Annotated in this window: 18 protein-coding genes; 3 read left to right on the plus strand and 15 right to left on the minus strand. The window is 59.8% G+C overall.

Going from position 1 to position 18,273, the window contains the following annotated elements; all coding sequences use genetic code 11:
• Positions 1 to 78: 78 nt before the first annotated feature.
• The 7 genes from WFR25_RS24815 to WFR25_RS24845 all read right to left on the minus strand — a co-directional run bounded on the left by WFR25_RS24815 (position 79) and on the right by WFR25_RS24845 (position 8,454).
• Positions 79 to 1,221 carry a hypothetical protein gene (locus tag WFR25_RS24815; protein ID WP_336975072.1) on the minus strand — a complete coding sequence of 381 codons (1,143 nt, stop codon included), beginning with the start codon at positions 1,219 to 1,221 and terminating at the stop codon, positions 79 to 81.
• Positions 1,222 to 1,317: 96 nt separating this feature from the next.
• Positions 1,318 to 3,945 (minus strand): AAA family ATPase, encoded by a 2,628-nt coding sequence (locus WFR25_RS24820; protein WP_336975074.1) that lies wholly within the window; start codon positions 3,943 to 3,945, stop codon positions 1,318 to 1,320.
• The gene (locus tag WFR25_RS24825) at positions 3,942 to 5,051 is read right to left on the minus strand and encodes a metallophosphoesterase family protein (RefSeq protein ID WP_336975075.1); all 1,110 of its coding nucleotides are present in this window, start codon (positions 5,049 to 5,051) and stop codon (positions 3,942 to 3,944) included. The genes WFR25_RS24820 and WFR25_RS24825 overlap by 4 nt, the downstream gene beginning before the upstream one ends.
• A gap of 78 nt (positions 5,052 to 5,129) precedes the next feature.
• Positions 5,130 to 5,990, minus strand: a complete 861-nt coding sequence (locus tag WFR25_RS24830) for a nucleotidyl transferase AbiEii/AbiGii toxin family protein (protein ID WP_336975076.1) — start codon at positions 5,988 to 5,990, stop codon at positions 5,130 to 5,132.
• Positions 5,983 to 6,669: a type IV toxin-antitoxin system AbiEi family antitoxin domain-containing protein gene (locus WFR25_RS24835; protein WP_336975077.1), complete on the minus strand. Its 687-nt coding sequence runs from the start codon at positions 6,667 to 6,669 to the stop codon at positions 5,983 to 5,985. The genes WFR25_RS24830 and WFR25_RS24835 overlap by 8 nt, the downstream gene beginning before the upstream one ends.
• Positions 6,670 to 6,807: 138 nt before the next feature.
• Positions 6,808 to 6,936 (minus strand): hypothetical protein, encoded by a 129-nt coding sequence (locus WFR25_RS24840; RefSeq protein WP_336975078.1) that lies wholly within the window; start codon positions 6,934 to 6,936, stop codon positions 6,808 to 6,810.
• A 903-nt stretch (positions 6,937 to 7,839) separates the two neighbouring features.
• Entirely contained in the window at positions 7,840 to 8,454 is a 615-nt protein-coding gene (locus tag WFR25_RS24845; RefSeq protein WP_336975163.1) for a cytochrome b, read from the minus strand.
• A gap of 230 nt (positions 8,455 to 8,684) precedes the next feature.
• Here WFR25_RS24845 and WFR25_RS24850 point away from each other — a divergent pair, with 230 nt between their 5' ends.
• Entirely contained in the window at positions 8,685 to 9,140 is a 456-nt protein-coding gene (locus WFR25_RS24850) for a PEP/pyruvate-binding domain-containing protein (protein WP_336975079.1), read from the plus strand.
• Positions 9,141 to 9,178: 38 nt separating this feature from the next.
• Here WFR25_RS24850 and WFR25_RS24855 read toward each other — a convergent pair whose 3' ends face one another.
• Complete coding sequence (locus WFR25_RS24855; RefSeq protein ID WP_059153620.1) at positions 9,179 to 12,193, minus strand: Tn3 family transposase; 3,015 nt, start codon at positions 12,191 to 12,193, stop codon at positions 9,179 to 9,181.
• Between the two features lie 131 nt (positions 12,194 to 12,324).
• On the opposite strand from WFR25_RS24855, the gene WFR25_RS24860 reads away from it, so the two are divergent.
• Both WFR25_RS24860 and WFR25_RS24865 read left to right on the plus strand, forming a co-directional pair.
• Positions 12,325 to 12,885 carry a recombinase family protein gene (locus WFR25_RS24860; protein ID WP_059153619.1) on the plus strand — a complete coding sequence of 187 codons (561 nt, stop codon included), beginning with the start codon at positions 12,325 to 12,327 and terminating at the stop codon, positions 12,883 to 12,885.
• A gap of 65 nt (positions 12,886 to 12,950) precedes the next feature.
• Positions 12,951 to 13,262: a hypothetical protein gene (locus tag WFR25_RS24865; protein ID WP_011950679.1), complete on the plus strand. Its 312-nt coding sequence runs from the start codon at positions 12,951 to 12,953 to the stop codon at positions 13,260 to 13,262.
• 127 nt (positions 13,263 to 13,389) lie between these two features.
• Here WFR25_RS24865 and WFR25_RS24870 read toward each other — a convergent pair whose 3' ends face one another.
• From WFR25_RS24870 to WFR25_RS24900, 7 genes are all read right to left on the minus strand, one after another.
• Positions 13,390 to 13,617 carry a hypothetical protein gene (locus WFR25_RS24870; RefSeq protein WP_041380322.1) on the minus strand — a complete coding sequence of 76 codons (228 nt, stop codon included), beginning with the start codon at positions 13,615 to 13,617 and terminating at the stop codon, positions 13,390 to 13,392.
• 171 nt (positions 13,618 to 13,788) lie between these two features.
• Positions 13,789 to 14,451 carry a maleylacetoacetate isomerase gene (gene maiA / locus WFR25_RS24875; protein WP_011950677.1) on the minus strand — a complete coding sequence of 221 codons (663 nt, stop codon included), beginning with the start codon at positions 14,449 to 14,451 and terminating at the stop codon, positions 13,789 to 13,791.
• Positions 14,451 to 15,143: a fumarylacetoacetate hydrolase family protein gene (locus WFR25_RS24880; RefSeq protein ID WP_336975081.1), complete on the minus strand. Its 693-nt coding sequence runs from the start codon at positions 15,141 to 15,143 to the stop codon at positions 14,451 to 14,453. The genes maiA and WFR25_RS24880 overlap by 1 nt, the downstream gene beginning before the upstream one ends.
• Positions 15,144 to 15,270: 127 nt before the next feature.
• Entirely contained in the window at positions 15,271 to 15,672 is a 402-nt protein-coding gene (locus tag WFR25_RS24885) for an acyl-CoA thioesterase family protein (protein ID WP_148219019.1), read from the minus strand.
• Between the two features lie 59 nt (positions 15,673 to 15,731).
• The gene (locus WFR25_RS24890; protein WP_011950675.1) at positions 15,732 to 16,052 is read right to left on the minus strand and encodes a 2Fe-2S iron-sulfur cluster-binding protein; all 321 of its coding nucleotides are present in this window, start codon (positions 16,050 to 16,052) and stop codon (positions 15,732 to 15,734) included.
• A 23-nt stretch (positions 16,053 to 16,075) separates the two neighbouring features.
• Positions 16,076 to 16,933, minus strand: a complete 858-nt coding sequence (locus tag WFR25_RS24895) for a fumarylacetoacetate hydrolase family protein (protein ID WP_011950674.1) — start codon at positions 16,931 to 16,933, stop codon at positions 16,076 to 16,078.
• Between the two features lie 331 nt (positions 16,934 to 17,264).
• Positions 17,265 to 17,984, minus strand: coding sequence for a GntR family transcriptional regulator (locus tag WFR25_RS24900; RefSeq protein WP_081435226.1), 720 nt, complete (start codon positions 17,982 to 17,984; stop codon positions 17,265 to 17,267).
• Positions 17,985 to 18,273 lie beyond the last annotated feature (289 nt).

The following is an 18,273-nucleotide window of genomic DNA, read 5'->3' on the forward strand; positions in this document are numbered from 1 at the left end:
TGATCCACGCCGCAGCGGCATGCTAACCCGGATCACCGGACGCGCGAAGCCAAATGGCCATTTTGCACAGCTTCGCGGTCACGGGGCCTTGTTGCCAATGATCGCCACGAGATCGGCGTTGAACGGTATTGCGCAGCCGTCAAACCAGGTCTCGGCTAGCGAACTACCATCGACCTTCGAGAGCGATACGGAGTCGATATAGAAGGTCTTGTTTGCGGAAATCCGCTGCAGCTTGGGTGGCGTCAGGCCTATGTGGCACCGTTTTAGGGGTTCTTTGATAGCTTGCTGCAGACCACGCCACGTCGGGTCGGCTTTAATCCAGGTAATCCTCTGAGATGGAAAATCGCCGTACCCACGAGCGTTATTGTCGCCGGCAATCCCGCGGAACTGGTGCGCGTCGCTGCCCGACACCGGAAGCCGAGGAACGCCGCCGATCGACTCTTGGAAGGCATCGAAGAAGCTATCGTTCTCCGAGCATCTGCGGCCAACGAAGGCATTCCAAAGACCTTCCTTTCTAGTCTCAAAGATTGGCGAGTTATCAAAAAGCCCGATCGCGTAGGCGTAGTGCTCCTGATGCTTGACGGAAGCGAGACCATCGTTTGTCTCGAACGGCATAAACCCGAGCGCCATGCCGTCGGGCACTGCCCGAACGGCGGCTTTGTAGCTGTCGACGTTGAGTTCTGCTATAATGCAACCGGCGCGGAGTGCTGTTTCCTCGTCAGCCATGACCTCCGCTTTTTCAAAGCTATGGGTTTTAAGCTTATCCGCGTTCGCCGCTCGGGCATAGACGATGAGCGCGTGGGGGGAGAGCGGTTGCCCGGTGATCTCCAGCTTCAGCGCCGAGAGAAAGTCTCTGAGATGCTGGTCAGGTATCTCGTCTGAAAAAAGGACGTGCGCGTTCAAGCGCCCTTGGATTGGCGCAGCAAGTCGTAGCTCGATACCGGGGAAAACGGTCTTCTCTAATCGGGGGCCATCCCCCTCACTCAAACGCCGCTTCAGCGCAAACCAACCCTCGAAGCCCCAATAGTCCTGGATAGCGTAAACAGCCGGAGCGGCATCATTGATCGCCCCGATCATCTCATCGATCAACTCGTTGTCTCGGCTCGTGCACCCACTTGCTGAGAAGCGCTCTCCCTTCCAATGAAAGGAAGCCGGGGTGTGAATATGCATATCCCACTGCCGCCACTCGGATCCGCGTGGAAAATGCTTGATCACGCCCATGCCCTCAAAGCCCCCATCGTCTTGTTCTTATCCCGACTGTCCGGGCTACTCTGCGGCCACGCCAACCGCGTCGCACGCCGGTTTCAGCTAAATACGTCATCGAGCTATGGACACGCGGTTCGCCGCCACATGTCTGAATGCTCTGTCGCGACAGGTCAGCAAGATCACCTGCATCCGTTCTGCTGTCTCGCTCAAGATTTCGACCATCAAATCCAGCCGGGCGTCATCAGAATAGACGAGTGGATCGTCGAGGATCAGCGAAACAGGCCGGCCCTGTTCGAGCAGCATGTCCGCGAACGCGATCCGCGTCAAAACCGCCAGCTGCTCCTGGGTGCCGCGCGACAAATCCCCGCACCCTTCACTGATCCCGCCGCGGATGACGGCTTCAAGGGTCAGATCCTCGGAGAAGAACAGGTCGCAGCCAGGCAACAGGCGCTCGATGTGTCGTTTTGCGCGCTTCGCCACGGGTCCGACGAACTTGGCGGACGTCTCGTCGCGCGCCTCGTCAAGAGTGTCGCGCAGCAGCTTCAGCGTTTCGGCTTCCTCGGTGATGCGCTGCAGGGCCGCGCGCGCAGCCTCTGCCTCTTCGCGCGCGCGCGCCGCCCGATCAGCTAGACCTTTGCCGCCCTCACTTTCGACGGTGCCATCGAACCGGGCAATGTCCATCTCGAGTTTGGTTCTAGCATCGCTGGACGCCCGATTCCTCGCATCGATAGTCTCGATCTTCCGGGCGATCGCCGCAGAATCATGCGCGGTGGCATCGCGGGTCGCTTCCTCCAGCTTCACCGCGGCCTCAGCGGTCTGCTCGCGTGCGCGTGTCAGATTCGCGACGAGGGTTGGAAATTCCGACCGGTCCTCAATCGTGTCGATTTGAGCTTTTGCATTGGCGAGATCGCTTGCCGCGCCCGCTTCGGCGGCGGCGAGCGGCGCATCCTCCTCTTCGATCCGCCGGAGGGCGTCGACCACGCTGTCCTGAGCACCTTCTGCTTTCGCAAGCGCGGAATCCGCCGTTTCGAGCGCCTTGGTGAGCGCGGCGATGTCCGGGAGATCGGCTTCCGCCGCGCCCGCCTCATCGACCAGTTCGAAGATGAAGAGCTTGAGCGCGTCAGCGCCTGCGGCCAGCCCTACATTTTCGTCGGCCGGCGTCGTCGCTTCGATCCGGGCCGCAATCGTTCGAAGTTCGCTTGCGGCATCGCGCGCGGTGTCGTTCCGTGCGCGGGCAGCTGCGAGATCCACGACATCGAGCTCCTCGAGCGTCGATTGCTGCTTCTTCAGCGCCGACGACAGCGCCTCCTCGGCGCTTGCGGCCCCTGCCGGCGGCATGATGACCAACTCGGCGTCGCCGAAACGAACAATGGTCATGCCAGTCAGAGTTCGCTCGCAGGGACTCGCAGGTTCGCCGTCAATCGATATGCCGCTGGTTTCGCCCGACAGCGTGATGCTTGTGGCGCCGGCGCTTCGCAGTGCGCGGGCTTCGGCAACCACCCTTTCATTCGCTTCGAGCACGTCCATCGTCTTCGAGGGAATCAATGTCCCCGCAAGGGTCTTGGCTTCGCCGTGCAGTCGCTCGAGTTCGGCCAGTTCGGCGTGCCGTTTGCGCGCTGCGGCCACAGCGGCTCTGCGACGCGAAGCACGCTCACGATCCTGCCCCGCACTGAGGGCCAAACGGGCGTCCTGACGCGACGCTCTCGCGCTGTCGAGTGCGCTACGCGCGTCGGCGAGCCGTTGCTTTGCCGCAGCCAAGCCGTCGCTGAACCCCGCCCTCTGCGCACGCGCCTGACCCAAAGCGAGGTCGGCCTTGTCTCGATCTTCTGTCGCCTTGCGGTGGCGCTCAGAGAGATCTTCCAGCCCCCGCACCTTAGCGCTGACCGCCTCATGCTCAGCGCGGCGCGTCGCGAGAATCTGCGCGGCCGCGCGCGCAACCTCCAGCGAGGCGACCAGGTCCTTCCGCGTCTGAACATCGGTATCGTCGGCGATTTCCCGCTGGACGACCTTCAGCCGCGCGCGAGCCGCCTCCAGATCTGAAAAGGTCCTTTCCAATCCGGCAAGTCGGTCAGCGGCCTCTCGCGCCGCGACCTCGGCTATCTCGACACGCTCGCGGGCCTCGCTCTGCCGCCCACGCTTCTGTCCCGTCGGAGACCAGTATCGACCGAATTGCTCGTCGATCCGGGTCCGGACGCGGGTATAAGCCGGGCCTCCCATGATCGAGCCGACCTCGGCCTCAAGGGTCGACCTTACCGTGTCGCGGACGATCTGTCCCGGCGCTGTGACGGCGAGCGCCTCGGTCTGCGCTACCCAGAGCAGGCCCAAGGCGCCATAGGAACCGGCATCTCCCTTCTGACTGGTGTCGCGCACGGACCCAAGGAGGGCGTGCAGCCGAGCTTCCGCTTCTTCCCCTTGCGCTTTTCCCTGTGGCCCTGTGACTTCGATCGTTGCGCCCTTGAGGAACCGTTTGGTCACCGTCCACGGCGCTCCATTGGCTTCGAACGCAACCTGGATCTCGGGGCCAACCGCTTCCCCATGCGGCGCGAAGGACTGGGCGAGTTGGTTCTTGGTGCCATGACGAACGAAGAAGGCAGCGCGAAGCGCTTCCAGCAGCGTCGACTTGCCTGTCTCATTCGGCTCGATGACAATGTTCAGGCCGTCGGTCAGGCCTTCGATCACCATCGGCTCCCGAAACTTGCGGAAACCGTCGACAGCGATCCGGCGGAGGCGCAGGCTCATGCCCTCTCCTCCCGGCTATATTCCACAAACAAGCGTTCCAGCGCCCGTTTCGCGACCGACGCCTCGGGTCCACTCGCCTCAGTGCGGGTGGAGAGCTTCGCGGCGGCGACGCCGAGCATGCCTTCGACCGCGAGTGCCGCGAGATCATCCTCGCTGGGGCGACCGACAAGATCGGCGGCCCGGATGTCGAGATAGCGCACGCGGTGGCTGACGTCGTTTTCGAGCCGGTCCATCATGCCCACGCGATCCGTGAGGCTAGTGATGCCGGCAAGTGATAGCTCCAGGAGGGTTACCGGCGGATCGATCGATCCCAGCAACTGGTCGCACTCCGCGTCGAAGCCAGTTTGATCGTTCACGGTCCAGTTTCGTCTGATCCATTGAAAACGACCCGTCCGGATCGGTGTGACCGTCGGTTCGCGACCCTCCGCGACGTGGACCAGGAGCACGTGCCCCGGTTCGTCGCGCTGGAAGCGATCAGTCTCGGGCGTGCCCGAATACCAGGTGCGCGCATCGACCTTCAGCGCGCCGTGCCAGTCTCCGAGCGCGAGATAGTCGAGGGTCGATCGACGAGCCCGGTCGGGCGCGATCTGATTTTTCGTTTCGCCCTGCGTGCCGAAATCGCGGATCGAACCGTGAGCCACCCCGATGCGCAGCCGAGCGCCGGGTGTCTCCATGCCATCGAAGAGATCGGTCGGATCGTCGAGGTTGTGACGATGCGTCAGCGGTGCGGGCAGCAGCCAGATGCCCGGGTCAATCTCTTGGGGCACCGGGTCCGAGAGGACTGTGATGCCGGTACCCGCACGTTGACGCACCCGATCCCAGAGGCCGCCGTTGCGAGCGAAATCGTGATTGCCGGGCAGCAGCCACCAGCGGCACGGGTGGCGCTCCATGCGGGAGATCGCCTGGACGATCGTGCGGTCCTCAGGTCCCTCCGTGTCGAAGACATCGCCGGCGACCATCACATGGTCTGCTCCATACTGTGTAGCGGCGGCGCCAATCGCATCGATCGCGTCGAAACGCGCTTCGGACAGGGCTGCGCGAACCTCCGGCTCGAAGCGCCCATATGGCTTCCCAAGCTGCCAATCAGCTGTGTGAATGAACTTCAACTATCCGCCCCCCATTTGTCTGCCGAGGCAGAACGGAACCTGTACTCGGCGCAGGGCCGGATATGCCGCGCCGACACATTAACGGCCTGACGTCGCAATAAGCTTATCGAGCTTTGCGAGGAAAAAGCGCTCGCTCCATAGGCCGACCGATTTGAGCTCGGCGGGCCGCAGGAAACGCCCAACGTCGTCGGACGCCTCCTTCCAGTCGATCCGGGCAATCGCACCGGACAGAGCGTCCTTCAGCCACGCCATATCGACGTTGAGCGGCGTGTCGTCCTTCCATGGGCCGGCCTGCACCAGCGCGTTGCGCAGAAGATCGAGATTGGGCGAAACGTCACGCGAAACGTACCAGGAAAAGTCGAACCAGTCGCGACCCTTGAGGAAACCCCGGCATAGCAACGCATGGGTCTTCAAGGCGAAATTGGACGCCAGGTCCTGGTGGCGCACTTCATAGTCGGCCGGAAAATCGAGATAGGTGGTCCCCTCGCCCGACCCCGTCGGCGGATTAACGTCGATTTCCAGCTTGATCTTGATTGCCTTGGGGCGGCCCGTGCCAACGAAAGACAGATCGAGCTGGCTGGCGATCGAGTCATCCTTGAGGAGCGCTTGGCGAATAGAGGTATCCATTCGGTTCTTAGGCTGCGCTTCAAGCTTCAGTCCGAACTGGGCAAACACCTCGGTCAACAATTTGAGATACGGGGACCAGTCAAAGTCTGGATCGGGAGAGCGCAATAGGAAGTCGAGATCCTCGGAGAAGCGCGGCAATCCATGCAGAATGCGCAAGCTCGTACCGCCTTGGAAGAGAGCAACATTGAAAAAGTCGGCGCGCCAGAGTGCGTAAAGCGCGACTTCCTGAAGGATCTCTTTGACGGCATTTTCCTCCTCAAGCGCGTTCGCGGCCCCATACTGGCGTAGCTTCTCCTTGATGATATCAATCATGCCGTGATTGCCCGCCCAGAGAGGTTTTTGCCGCCGAGACTGCATCTTCGAACTCGGCGAGGAAGGCATTGACGCCCTTGTGCTTGTAGACAGACTTCAATTCCGTAAAATCTTTTCGCTTCAATGCCCAAAGCATGTCTTCGTCGATGCGCATGCCGCTAGTCAGCCAGTCGAGGCCAGCCCATTGCGCCTTGCGCAAGGCTACAAGATCCATGAGCGCGCGCAGCGGCTGGGCGACGAAGGCTACAAGCCTATTGAAGGACCCACGCTCGACGCTGGTAAGGAAATGATAGTCCTCGATGGCCACAGGGTGGAATTTGAACGGACCGAAATCAGCGGTGTCGAACTGCAGGGTTTTGCGCCCCGGCGAAACGCTCGCGGTGACGAACACTGCCTCAGGAATCCACCCGTGATGTGCAAGCGCGGTTTCAAATGAGATATAGCTTCCCGGAACGAGGGCTTGGGCCACCGCGAAGGGATGCGCCTGGTCGCTGCGATAGGGCCGTGCAAGTGTATACGTGCCTCGCTTTACCCGAATAAGCGATCCATCCTTGAGGGCGCGATTGACCAGGCCGTAGCGCCGCGCATCTCCACCGCCCAGCGCCTCGCCAAGCTGGCGTTCGCTAAAAATCCGGTCCCCAAGACCGGCCGCTGACACCTGTTGCGCGAGGCTTGACATGAAATTCCTAATACTTCCGAAAAATGGAAGTTTCAAGAAGTTTCAATGGTGTGTAGTATCACGGACTGTCAGGAATTTTTTAGAATGGAATGTCACGGCTGACCTCCGCCGTATGGGTCAATAAGACCTTGCGGCCGCCTACTCCTGCTCGACGATCCGGAAGCGATCGGCGACGTCGATCACGCCGGGCGCATCCAACGCCTCGGCGGCCGCTTCGTTGACAGCCGTGCCGGTGCTATTGGCGGAGGATGAGATGGGAGTTTCCATGCCGTATATGCGCGCATTCGGAATGGAATTCGCACCGTTCCCGCCTTGGATGGTAGGTTTGGACGCGAGGTCATGGAAGTTCGGCTGAGTGCGACGCCCAAAAGCAACGGGTTCCAGGCTACGATCACATATCCTGATGGCGTGTCGATAAGCTCGACAGAGGCTTTCCCCAGCGCAGATGAGGCAATCCTGATGGCAGCCGCCAAGCTACTTGCCATGCCAGAGAGGCTGAAAGCGGCCGATGACATGACGTGAATTGGTCGAAAACGTTGCCCCCGCGTTGAAGACGCGATGCCTTCAGGGCCTGCGAATGACCATGAAAACCGGCGGCATGAGCGTATAGACCGCCTCACGCTGGGCGCCCCGATTGTGGTGGTCGACGCGAAAGCCCTGATAGTGCCGCGAAAGCAAACCTGCCCGCACGAGATCTGAAACCGCACGGCTGACCGATAATATGTGACGCAGTGCCTACTTGCTAGGGTCGCCGTTTGACGCATTAGGCCGCCACCTGACGCTCTCAGATGACACCAAGTGCTATGGGCATCCCAGAGCGGCGCTCTGACAGCCCCTGACCGGTCCCATTCGACCGGAGGCCGAACTAGCGAGTGACTCGAACAACAGGCAGTCCGCACCTCCGGTACGCCTAGCTCCATCGGCTCGCTCAACTTGACAGCACCGACCGACATCATCGTCACCCGGCAAGGCGCTGTCGCTCACCACGAAGGTCACGGCCCAGACCGTGACGACGATTGACGACACGCCTTCCGTTAAACACCGGCGACCACCATCGCCGATATCGTCAAGCTCTCCCCCGGCGTCGTAGTGATCCAGGGCCATGGTCCGCGATGTCGGCATGTCGGTGCGCGGCTCAAACTCCCGCAATAGCTTCGGCGCGCGCAACATTCAGATGTTCGAGGTCGACTTCCCCGTCACCCAGTCGGACGGGCTCGCGCAGCGACTGTATGCTGCTGCCCACCGACGCCACCGGCACGCGCGCCTCGGCGGAGCCCCCCGACGCAGGTGGAACTCGCCGAGGCTCAGCACCTCGTCCCTGTCGAGGAAAAATGATGCTTGAGCGCGCCCAGGACATGTAGTCCGAGCACGACGTAGATCGCCATGACCATTGCTTTGTGCAGGCCGCCGAGCGCCTCGGAAAGATCTTCGTTCTCGCTCAATGGAAGGTTCGGGGCCGGCACCGCCGTATAGCGGCACCTCGGGCGCGCCGCCGGCCGATGCGGCAGCCCAGCCGAGCAATGGCACCCCGATCATCAGCATGTAGAAGAGAATGTGCGTGCTGCGGGCAAAGACGCGCTCCCATGTTGCCATCGCGTCGGGAAATGGCGGCCAAGGGTGCGTGATTCTCCAGCCGAGCCGGAACAGGCTCAACACGAGCACGGTGATACCGACCGACTTATGGAGCTGGAAATAGTTGAGCTTGGCGGGTCCATCCGCATCCTCCATCCAGCCGCCGAAGGTGGCATTGGCGAAGATCAGCACAAAGATCGTCCAGTGCAGCATGATCGACACGGTCGATTATCGGCTTGGTTCGCCGCGGGTCTCGGCTGGCTCAGACATCGCGGCAGCAGCCGGGCTCGGCCGCGCTCGTCGGCCACGTGCCTTGTCGATCCGACCGGCGTGCGCCTCATAGGGTCCTTACGTAATGACCGGCGGACCAAAGAACAGCAATGCTCCCGAGCGAAGAGTGGTCTTCATGTTGAGACACCGCCTACCGGAAGCTGGGGAAAGTCATGTCCAAGCCACACATTCTTTGGTTCGAGAATATCGGGATAACCGACCTGCCCGCGGTGGGCGGCAAAAACGCCTCGCTGGGCGAGATGACGGCCGCTCTCAGCCAGAAGGGTGTGAAGGTTCCGTCCGGCTTCGCGACGACCGCCAATGCCTATTGGACTCATGTGTCCGAGAACAAGCTCGAACGGACTGTCGCGGAGCATCTCAATGATTTCCACTCTGGCAAAGCGACGCTCCAGGAAACCGGCAACGCCATCCGCACCCTCTTTCTCGAAAGCAGCTTCCCGACGCAGATCGCAGACGAGATTATCGCAGCTTACGCGCAATTGAGCCGGCGCTTGGGTGTCAATCGCCCAGCCGTCGCCGTCCGCAGCAGCGCCACCGCGGAGGATCTGCCCGATGCAAGCTTCGCCGGCCAGCAGGAGACCTTCCTCAACGTTGGGTCGTGCGGCTGAGCGGAACAAGAAAGTGTCGTAAGGGGCATTATTTCTTTTCAAAAGTCCCATTCGGAATTAGGTTGGCGTAGCGGTCTGAGGCCGCCGTTTGCGACGGCGTCGGGCACGGAGAAGTCGTAGCTCCCGAGGAAATTGATGTGACGCCAGAATATCGGCGAGAGTCGAGCGATATCGGCGGGCAGCGGTGGCGCCCCGGCCTCGCTGAGTTGGCGCACGGTTTCCTGCATGTAGACAGCGTTCCAGTGGACGATGGAGTTGAGGGCGAGACCGAGGACCCCGAGCTGCTCCTCTTGGCCTTGACGCAAAGGGCTTCTGATTTCGCCCCGATCGCCGTGATGGACGCGCCGACCGAGCTTGTGGCGCAATTCCTGCCGGTTGAGCTGAAACAAGATCCGTCGGCGGAACGGTCGGTCGTCGATGTATCGCAGGATGTGCAGCGTCTTGATGATGCGCCCCAGTTCAGACAGGGCCTTGGCCAGGGTCGTTGGGCGGTCTTTGACCTGCAGCATGCGCATGACGCCTGCGGCCTTGAGGTGGCCGAGCTTGATCGACCCGGCCAAACGGATCAGGTCGGACCAGTTTTCCCTAATCAGATTGATTTTGATCCTGCCCCAGGCAATCTCATCGAATTGTCCGTAGCTCGCCTGGCGGTCGATGCGCCACAGCTTCGCGCCGCCGATGTCCGCCAGACGGGGGCTGAATCGGTAGCCCAGGAGCCAGAACAGGCCGAAAATTGCGTCGGAATAGGCAGCGGTGTCGGTCATAATCTCCAGAGGATCGAGCTCGGTTTCCTGCTCCAGCAGGAGAGCCAGGACGACCAAACTGTCGCGCAAGGTGCCGGGGATGACCGCTCCGGCCAGCCCGCTGAACTGATTGGAAATCATGTTGTACCAAGTGACGCCGCGCTCCTGGCCATAGTATTTGGGATTGGGGCCGGCATGTATGGCGCTCGACGGAGCGACAAACCGCATTCCGTCCGCGCTGGCCACCTCTCCGGCGCCCCAGTGGCGAACGATATCCAGGCGATTGTGGGCGGCAACGATCGCGGCGTTCGCCGCAGCTATGGTCTCAGGCCGAATGAAATTCTGATTGACCCAAGACAGCCGGTCGCGACGCAGAGCCGCAATTTCCGGGCGCACAACTGGCTCAAGACCGATGTTGCAGGCGCCGCCGACCAGGGTTGCGCACAGGCTTATCTCGAAGTGCTCGACGGTGGCCTGACGCTCGCTCAGATGGGTAAAGGACTTGGCGAATCCGGTTCGCGCCATGACTTCAAGAAAGATGTCGGGCATCCCCGCCTTCGGCATGCGCGTTTGGACGGCGCCGCGCAGCGCACGAAGGCTCTCGGATTCATCAAGCTTGTCGAGGGGCGTGACCACAATCCCGGTCTTGTCGGCGACCGTCTCGAAACGCAGGTCAGGATTGTGGCCGGCGCGCGCGACGACATGTCGATATGCCTCGTCGAGAAGGCGGGAGAGACCGTCAATCTCAGTGTCGGCTTCCAGAGATCGGCCCAGGGCGCGTGCCACCATCAACCTGGAATTGTGCCAGGACTCGCCCTCGAGCATCCCGCGCCGAGGATCTCCGTATCGGATGCCGGGCTTGGCGAACACATCGCGATGCTTGATCGCGAGACGCCATGCATCGATGATCGCGAAGACATAGGCTTTCGGGTCCCGCACACTGCCTTCATGATCCAGGACATGTTGCCTCCACGCCTTTGGGATCGCAGCGGTCGGTGCGCCGCGCATCTTGGCGAGAGACGACCAGTCGTCTACGCCCTTGAGGTAGCTGATCGCGGCCTTGACGTTTTTGCCGCCCGGGGCGGCGTCGGTCTCGATGCGGTTGGTGATTTCGAAGAACAATTTCCGGGCACCCCGCCACTTTCTCCGCAGTTGGTCGTAGGGCTTGCTCTCTGCGGGCTTGGCGATCGCCTCCACCTTGGACATGGCGGCCTCGATGTCGGGACGGGGCAACCGCTCGAAGAGCACATCTCTCCATTCATTGAGGGGCAGGACATCGTCGGTCAAAACCAACAGACCCATCGCGTGGAGCAGCATCGCGGCGCCATCGAGATCGCGCAGACTGCGCAGACGGTCCTGTTTGTCGGCGGCTTCGGCCCCCTTCACCAAATCGGCAAGCAGAACCTCGGCCAGCTCGGCGGCATCGTCCTGGGCCGCCGCTTCGAGCGTATGGAAGAGCGCGGCTACAGTCGCGGTTCGACGAGGCTCCTGAAGGGCCGCAATGGCCGAAGGCTTGCTGACACGCGCTACCCGCGCGAGCCGCTCAAGGGTTGTCGCGGGAACACCCCTTGGTGGCGCCGGCCGCAGATTGAACGCCCGGACCGCATCGAGCCGATCAAGGTGACGGAAGAGCTCGGTCGGCATGCGCTTGGAGGGCACTGTCCGCAGCGCGTCCAAGGCGGCGAACGTGGATGTGTCGCCATCGTCAAACAGGGCGGCGATGCGCGCGCGTTGGTCATCGCTCAAGCTGGCGACCAGATGGCGCCAAAGCCTGGTCCGCGCACGATCGCGGATTCTGCCGACCAATCGCTCGACGACCGTGACGCCTGGCAGCAGCACCTTGTTGGCGATCAGCCAGGCCGCCGCTCGATCAATCAAGGGGCCGGGCCGCTCGTCGCCGCTCCAACAAAGGGCGTAGAGCCATCTGGTCAATCGGAAACGCGCCACCGCGTTGTCGCCAAAGTCCGTGAAGCCGCAGTGCGTCCGGATGAGCGCGAGGTGCCGGATGCGCCGGCTTCCCGCAAAATAGGCGTCCACGTCCGTGGCGGGCTCAAGAGCGAGTTGTTCGATCACGGTCGCCAGGACCGACGCGGGGATCTCGGAAGGAGAGACTGGAAATGCGCCCAGAAACCGGGCGCTCGTCAGCATCACGGTGAAGCCGAGCCGATTATGGTCTCCGCGCAGAGTTCCAATGAGGTCGCGATCAGTTTGGTCCAGATGGAAATATCGCGCGAGTTGGTCGGCCGACGGTTCGCCGTCGAAGCGAGAAAAGCCCTGACGCTGGGCATCAGTGAGGTGACGGGTGGGCATACCGTGCGAAACTTCCAACTTTTGCGAAGGGGACGGCCGATGCCGATAAACAAGGCGAATTTCTTCGCAAAATATATGTGCGAAATAAAGTCGTTTTGCAGCAACTTTCGCACAATGGCGGGAGCCTCCGCATGAAGCTCGGCTACGCGCGCGTCTCCACCGAGGATCAGAACCTGGACATCCAGTGCGCTCGGCTCTCGGAGGCTGGCTGTGAAATGATGTTCGACGAGAAAATATCAGGGGCCGCTCGTGGCCGGCTCGAGCTTGAAAAGCTGATGGGCCACCTGCGCAAAGACGATGTTCTCGTCGTCACCCGCCTCGATCGTTTGGCGCGATCCACCATCGAACTCTTGCACATCGCGGAACGTATCAGGGAAAAGCAGGCAGGATTACAATCGCTTGATGAACCTTGGGCCGATACCACGTCCCCGTCTGGCGTGATGATCATGACCGTATTCGCCGGGATCGCCCAGTTCGAGCGGTCTCTAATATTGAGCCGAACCGACGAGGGTCGAAAGGCGGCTATGGTGCGCGGCGTGACCTTCGGACGCCCAAAGAAAATGCGACCCGATCAGGCCGAGCTTGCTCGCCAACTTGTTCTGGAGGGCAAATCAATCAGCTCCGTCGCCAGGACCTTCAATGTTCACCCGGCCACTATCTATCGCTGCATTGAGCCAAACGGCTCCTTATGACACTTTTCTGTTCCGCTCAGCCGCACGACCCGAGACCTCTTCAATTCCTTTGACAGGAGGCTCACATGAACGCTCTTACCAAGACCCTCGACATCCCGGCTTTCGACCCCATCAGCTATGATGCAGCGGTGCGCGCCGCGACGATCCGGGCCCAGCACAGCTTCTTCGACAGCCATGTCATCGAGGACGAGTTCGGCTGCTTTCTCGCCATCGACGAGGGCGACTACAACGCCCTGCCCCAGGACCTGATCGACCGGATCGTCCATTCCGTCCCGGGCATGATGGCCGACGACTTTGACGAAGCGAACATCGCCCGCGCCGCAAGCTTCATGAGCGTGGTGATGGATCCCGACTGGGACGCGGATTGTCCGTTCTGAAATGATCATCGACCACAGCGCCGGAGGGCACCGACAAGGGGCTCTCCGGCCCCCTTTTTTGCGTGTCCAAATAAAGCGCAGCCGGGGCATCTAACCCCGGCTGCGCTGGCCTCTGCCGAGGCCGGTTTCAGCTTGCCCGAAGGCGCTTCTCGGCTTCGTCCAGACCGAGCTTTCCGAGAGCGGCGAAGAATGCTTCGACTCTCTCGAACGGCGCCTTGCCGAGAACTGACTTGTGCATCAGCTCGACGCTTGCCGCCCGCTCGTTTGTCCGCAGTTTCGCCTCGCGCGCTTCCAGCGCTTGACGCTCCTTTGCGATTGCCTGTCTTTCGGCTTCGAGACTTCCTTTTCTGGCCATGGTTGTACCTCGTGGGTTGGTGCTGAAACCTCCCGCGCGCGAGGATCGGCATCTCGGCCCGCTTGGCAAGCCCCCTGCCCCTATCTGCATCAGCTACCCCTGCCGATCCTCGGCAATGCCGCAGCGCCGGCATGCCGCTGACAGGCCGTGCAAGGCCCACCCGGATTCGGCTTAGATCCCCCAAAACCATTCTTCACTATCGGGTTGATTGTGCGCGTGTGCGTCAACGAATGCCGGATGATCTGCATAACTTGCACCGAGCGTACGTAGGCGGGGCATGTCGTTAAGGCTGATACCGAACCGTTCTGCCGAATATAGCTGAGGTGCCAGGCAGATATCGGCGAGCGTCGGGCTCGCTCCAAATGCAAAGGCCTGATTGCTCGGCTGACTGCCAAGAAGGGCTTCGCAGGCTAGCAATCCGTTGCCGATCCAGTGCCCAAGCCAATCAGACACTGCGCTTTGCTCCAGGTTGAGCTTGCCGCGCAGATACTGCTGCACTTCCAAATTCTGAAGAGGGTGAATATCGCAGGCGATTGCCAGGGCGAAAGCGCGGACTTGAGCACGAGACCAGGGATCGTCCGGCAGAAGAGCTGGCTCCGGGATAGTCTCCTCGAGCCACTCGATAATCGCCAGCGATTGGGTCAAGACTGCCCCGTTCAAATCCAGCGCAGGTACCCGCTTCTGCGGATTTATGACGCGGAACTCCTCCGTCCGCTGTGCTCCTCCATCGCGTGTGAGATGGACGGCCACAAATTCCGGCGCGATTTTCTTCAGATTGAAGGCAATTCTGCAACGCCACGCTGCAGAACTGCGCCAATAGCCATAATAGAGCATTATTCTCCAGGCCCAATTACGAGTTGAACCGGGGTAAGCCCATCGATTGTCCCTTCGAGCGTGTCGCCAGCCACGACTGGGCCGACGCCGGCCGGCGTGCCGGTGAAGATAAGGTCACCCGGTGCAAGGTGATAAAAGCGGGATAGGTCGGCGATCAGTTCAGGTACGCTCCAAACAAGATCGGCCAGAACCTGATCTTGCTTGATCTCACCGTTCACGCTTAATGAAATGCGCTGGTTTTCGATTGCAAACTGCGCTGCCTTCGTGATCGGCGCTACGACGGCGGACTGCTCAAAATCTTTCCCTAAATCCCACGGGCGACCCTTCTCTCGCGCAACCAGTTGGAGATCGCGTCTCGTCATGTCGAGCCCGCAAGCAAATCCGTAGATTATCGATCCGGCTTCAGCTTCGGAAATTTGAAATGCTTGTTTACCAATGGCGACGACCAACTCCATTTCGTAATGGTAATTGCTTGTACCAGGGGGATACGGAATCGTAGACCCGCTCGCGACAAATGTCGAAGCAGCCTTGTTAAAATAGAAGGGAGCCTCGCGGTCAACCTTGAACCCCATCTCGGTTGCGTGTGCCTCATAGTTGCGCCCAACGCAGAAAATCCGGCCGATCGGAAAGCAATCGGGTTCCCCGAGAACGGTTACGCCAGGTACATCGGCTACTTCAAACAGGTAAGTCATAGGGCGCGCTCCTCAGCATGGCCAGAACGGTGTTGATCGGGCGGTTGGCAGTTGCCTTCATCATTGCTTCTCTCGGCGACTGCCGATTTCAACGAGTACTCAGATGTCGATATTCGCCATAAAGGACTCAACGATCGCTCCGTGCGGCAAGATACTTCTCCAGTCCGATCCGCAATGATGCTGGAATCGGGGCAGGTCGGCCGTCCTCGTCTATATGGACAACTACATGTCGCCCCTCGACCGCCACTTCGCCCAAACTTTCAATAATCCAAGCATAGGAAATGGAACTAGTTCCAAGTTTTTCTATGGAGAGATTTACAATATATTTGTCTGCCGCCAAAAATGGACGGGAAAAGTTAGCGGAAATCGATCTACGCGGCATTCTTGAGATTGAAACATCGGGATCAATGCTGCGGCACAAGGAATGCTCAGCATTTTCCGCCCAGAGCAACGCATTGGAAAAATGAAACCGACCGGAAGCGTCTGTCTCGGACCAGTGGACAGTGCCTGAGAACTGGTATTCGGACACGTTGAATCTCCCGCTACGGTACAAGGCCGATTTCAAATCTACGCTGTGGACTTTTTGACTTAATCTTGGTCTTCGGGCACCAGCAACCTGAGACCATCAAGTTCTTGGGTCATTTTGATCTGGCAGGACAATCGTGCCTCGGGAGGCGACTCCTCGCAAAATCCGAGCAATTCCGCTTCTGCAGGAAGCGCCGCAGGCAACACGCCTTGCCATTCGGCAGGGACGTGAACACGGCAGGTTGCACACGCTAAACCGCCACTGCATTCCCCAAGCAGGCCAGGTACGCTATTGTAGAGACCAGCATGCATCAGGTCAGTGCCGATATCGACATTCGTTTCGATCTCGCGACCATCCGCAGCTACAAAAACAACTTTGGGCATGGGCTCTTCTCCAATGCAAATTTTTACTGGCAGGGGTCGGCCACGCAGGTTTGTTTGATGGAGCCGATTTGGGCGATTGTGCTGACGACCTCATCGCCGGGCTTGAGGAACCACTTGGGGTTTCTGGCATTCCCCACGCCGGCGGGGGTACCGGTGAAGATGACGTCGCCAGGCAAGAGCGTACAGACGTGCGAGAGGCGGCTCACCAGGTCATTCACTGGGAAGATGAGCTGCGAGGTGTCGGACCCTTGGACCTTCACGCCGTTGACTGTGCATTCGACCGCAAGGCCGTTCGTTTCGTCGAGCGCATCGAGTGTCACCAGCCACGGTCCGAAGGGGCCGAAGCCGGGGAATGACTTACCCAGCGAGAACTGGGGCATGCCGCCGGAAAGCTGCATCAACCGTTCGGAGAAGTCCTGTCCGACTGCATAGCCTGCCACATGGTCGAGCGCGTCTTCGACGGAGACACGGCTCGCCCGGGTGCCGATGACCGCGACTAGTTCGATTTCCCAGTCGACATTGCCGACGGGAAGGGGAAGATCGTCGTAAGGACCCGCGATGCAGGTGGGGAACTTGGTGAAGATCAACGGCGAAGTCGGCAGCTCCTTCAGGCCGGCCTCGCCCAGGGCGTGGTCTCGATAATTGAGGCCCACCGCGAAAACCTGCCGCGGCATCGGCGAGGGCGCGCCCAGTGACCGCTCGTCGAAAGCTTCCGCCCCGGTTTCAAACCGGCCCTCACGTGCCCAGGCGATGAAATCCCCCCAACACTCGAACAATCCGGCCATGTCAGCAGGAAACTTGCCGCCACTGGCCCGATCGATATCGATCGCGCCTGCATCAACAATCAACGAGGCCCTGCCGCCAACGTTACCAATCCGCATAAAAGCCCTCACCCTCGCATCCGGCCATCACGCGACCGTCCGGGATATGCCTTAAATTGGAATGTCAATATGTCAACGCCAAATGGGAGGAAAATCGATATTTAACGTGGCAACCTGGCGTTTGAGGCCTTCCCCTCAATGACCGTGTCAAAGGGGGGGATTTGCAGCCACTCTTACGTCGGTGTTGGAATTGACCCTTGCGGACCGGATTTTGCGAGGCTTGAAAATGCGTTATTCGGGCCAACCCTTCGGGATCGCGTCGCCGATTCAGAAGCGGGGAATAATTAACCACCGTCGTTAACGGAGTATACTTTACATAAAGGTGATTAAGTTAAGTATGAGATCGCAAGTGTGCGGCTGCAATGCTTGCTGTTTCCATAATATGATCATTGCTTAATTTGATGGCAAGATTCGTATTCCGATCCAGAACTGCATTCATAATGGCATGATGCTCTGCTTCAGTGGAGCGTACTTGCGATTCGGCAAGCACTCGGTAACGAGTCGATCTCTCAAATAATTTCTCTTCAAAATCCAGAAGCGTTTTCAATCTACACGGTGCGGTCAGTGCTCGATGGAAACGGAAATGTGCCTCTTCGGATTCTGGATTAAGTGTGCCCGGGCTTCCGGGCAGATCATGTGGCGTACGGGTCAAGCGGAAATGAGCGACAATTATCGCCTCGTCATCGGCATCATTTGCGGAAGCTATCGCTTCTCTGAAAATTATCTCGTTAAGCAGGCATCGACCCCGCGTAAGTTCTTCGAGTTCATCTGCACAAAAAGCAGGCACCCGAAAACCCCGCTGATCAATTTGAACTACAAATCCTTCTGCAGTAAGGCGGCTTAATACCTCGCGAATTGGCGATGAGCCTGTTCCGTATCGCTCTTGTAGCATCTTAATGGCAAGACGAGTATTGGGCAGAAATTTGCCGGAAAGTAGATCTGCGCGGAGTTGTAGATAAACAGATGCTGTCAAACTGACACCGGCCTGCGAGACCGAGTTGCCGGTATCTTTGCCCGCTGCTTCTACCAGCTTTGCCACCGGTGCGTTCATAACTGATATTCCTTGCAGACCGATATCTGGATAAAATTGCTATCCTGATCGAAGATTTCTGTCAAACCTGCAAAATTTGGGGTTTTGTCGATAAATCCAGTGCAAACGTGTGATCTCCTGCAGGGGCGGTCCCTAAGAGTCAACCCGCTGCCCAACGGGTATGCCTTGCCTGATGGGTGGTCCCGACTGCGAGAAGGCCGTTCGAGCTAACGGATGCGGGTCATGCCACTTGCTTTGATAGGTCATCCCCGGAATGCGTAGCACGACCTGTCCGCCGTCAGCGCCAATG

The sequence above is a fragment of the Sphingobium aromaticiconvertens genome (assembly GCF_037154075.1).
Lineage (GTDB): Bacteria > Pseudomonadota > Alphaproteobacteria > Sphingomonadales > Sphingomonadaceae > Sphingobium > Sphingobium aromaticiconvertens.

What these genes read in the sequence shown, in the direction of transcription:
- WFR25_RS24830 (WP_336975076.1), bottom strand. Translation starts at nt 5,990, where the DNA reads ATGATTGATATCATCAAGGAGAAGCTACGCCAGTATGGGGCCGCGAAC.
- WFR25_RS24895 (WP_011950674.1), bottom strand. Translation starts at nt 16,933, where the DNA reads ATGCGGATTGGTAACGTTGGCGGCAGGGCCTCGTTGATTGTTGATGCA.
- WFR25_RS24855 (WP_059153620.1), bottom strand. Translation starts at nt 12,193, where the DNA reads ATGCCCACCCGTCACCTCACTGATGCCCAGCGTCAGGGCTTTTCTCGC.
- maiA (WP_011950677.1), bottom strand. Translation starts at nt 14,451, where the DNA reads ATGCTCTATTATGGCTATTGGCGCAGTTCTGCAGCGTGGCGTTGCAGA.
- WFR25_RS24815 (WP_336975072.1), bottom strand. Translation starts at nt 1,221, where the DNA reads ATGGGCGTGATCAAGCATTTTCCACGCGGATCCGAGTGGCGGCAGTGG.
- WFR25_RS24820 (WP_336975074.1), bottom strand. Translation starts at nt 3,945, where the DNA reads ATGAGCCTGCGCCTCCGCCGGATCGCTGTCGACGGTTTCCGCAAGTTT.
- WFR25_RS24845 (WP_336975163.1), bottom strand. Translation starts at nt 8,454, where the DNA reads ATGCTGCACTGGACGATCTTTGTGCTGATCTTCGCCAATGCCACCTTC.
- WFR25_RS24890 (WP_011950675.1), bottom strand. Translation starts at nt 16,052, where the DNA reads ATGCCCAAAGTTGTTTTTGTAGCTGCGGATGGTCGCGAGATCGAAACG.
- WFR25_RS24840 (WP_336975078.1), bottom strand. Translation starts at nt 6,936, where the DNA reads ATGGAAACTCCCATCTCATCCTCCGCCAATAGCACCGGCACGGCTGTC.
- WFR25_RS24850 (WP_336975079.1), top strand. Translation starts at nt 8,685, where the DNA reads ATGTCCAAGCCACACATTCTTTGGTTCGAGAATATCGGGATAACCGAC.
- WFR25_RS24865 (WP_011950679.1), top strand. Translation starts at nt 12,951, where the DNA reads ATGAACGCTCTTACCAAGACCCTCGACATCCCGGCTTTCGACCCCATC.
- WFR25_RS24870 (WP_041380322.1), bottom strand. Translation starts at nt 13,617, where the DNA reads ATGGCCAGAAAAGGAAGTCTCGAAGCCGAAAGACAGGCAATCGCAAAG.
- WFR25_RS24900 (WP_081435226.1), bottom strand. Translation starts at nt 17,984, where the DNA reads ATGAACGCACCGGTGGCAAAGCTGGTAGAAGCAGCGGGCAAAGATACC.
- WFR25_RS24835 (WP_336975077.1), bottom strand. Translation starts at nt 6,669, where the DNA reads ATGTCAAGCCTCGCGCAACAGGTGTCAGCGGCCGGTCTTGGGGACCGG.
- WFR25_RS24880 (WP_336975081.1), bottom strand. Translation starts at nt 15,143, where the DNA reads ATGACTTACCTGTTTGAAGTAGCCGATGTACCTGGCGTAACCGTTCTC.
- WFR25_RS24860 (WP_059153619.1), top strand. Translation starts at nt 12,325, where the DNA reads ATGAAGCTCGGCTACGCGCGCGTCTCCACCGAGGATCAGAACCTGGAC.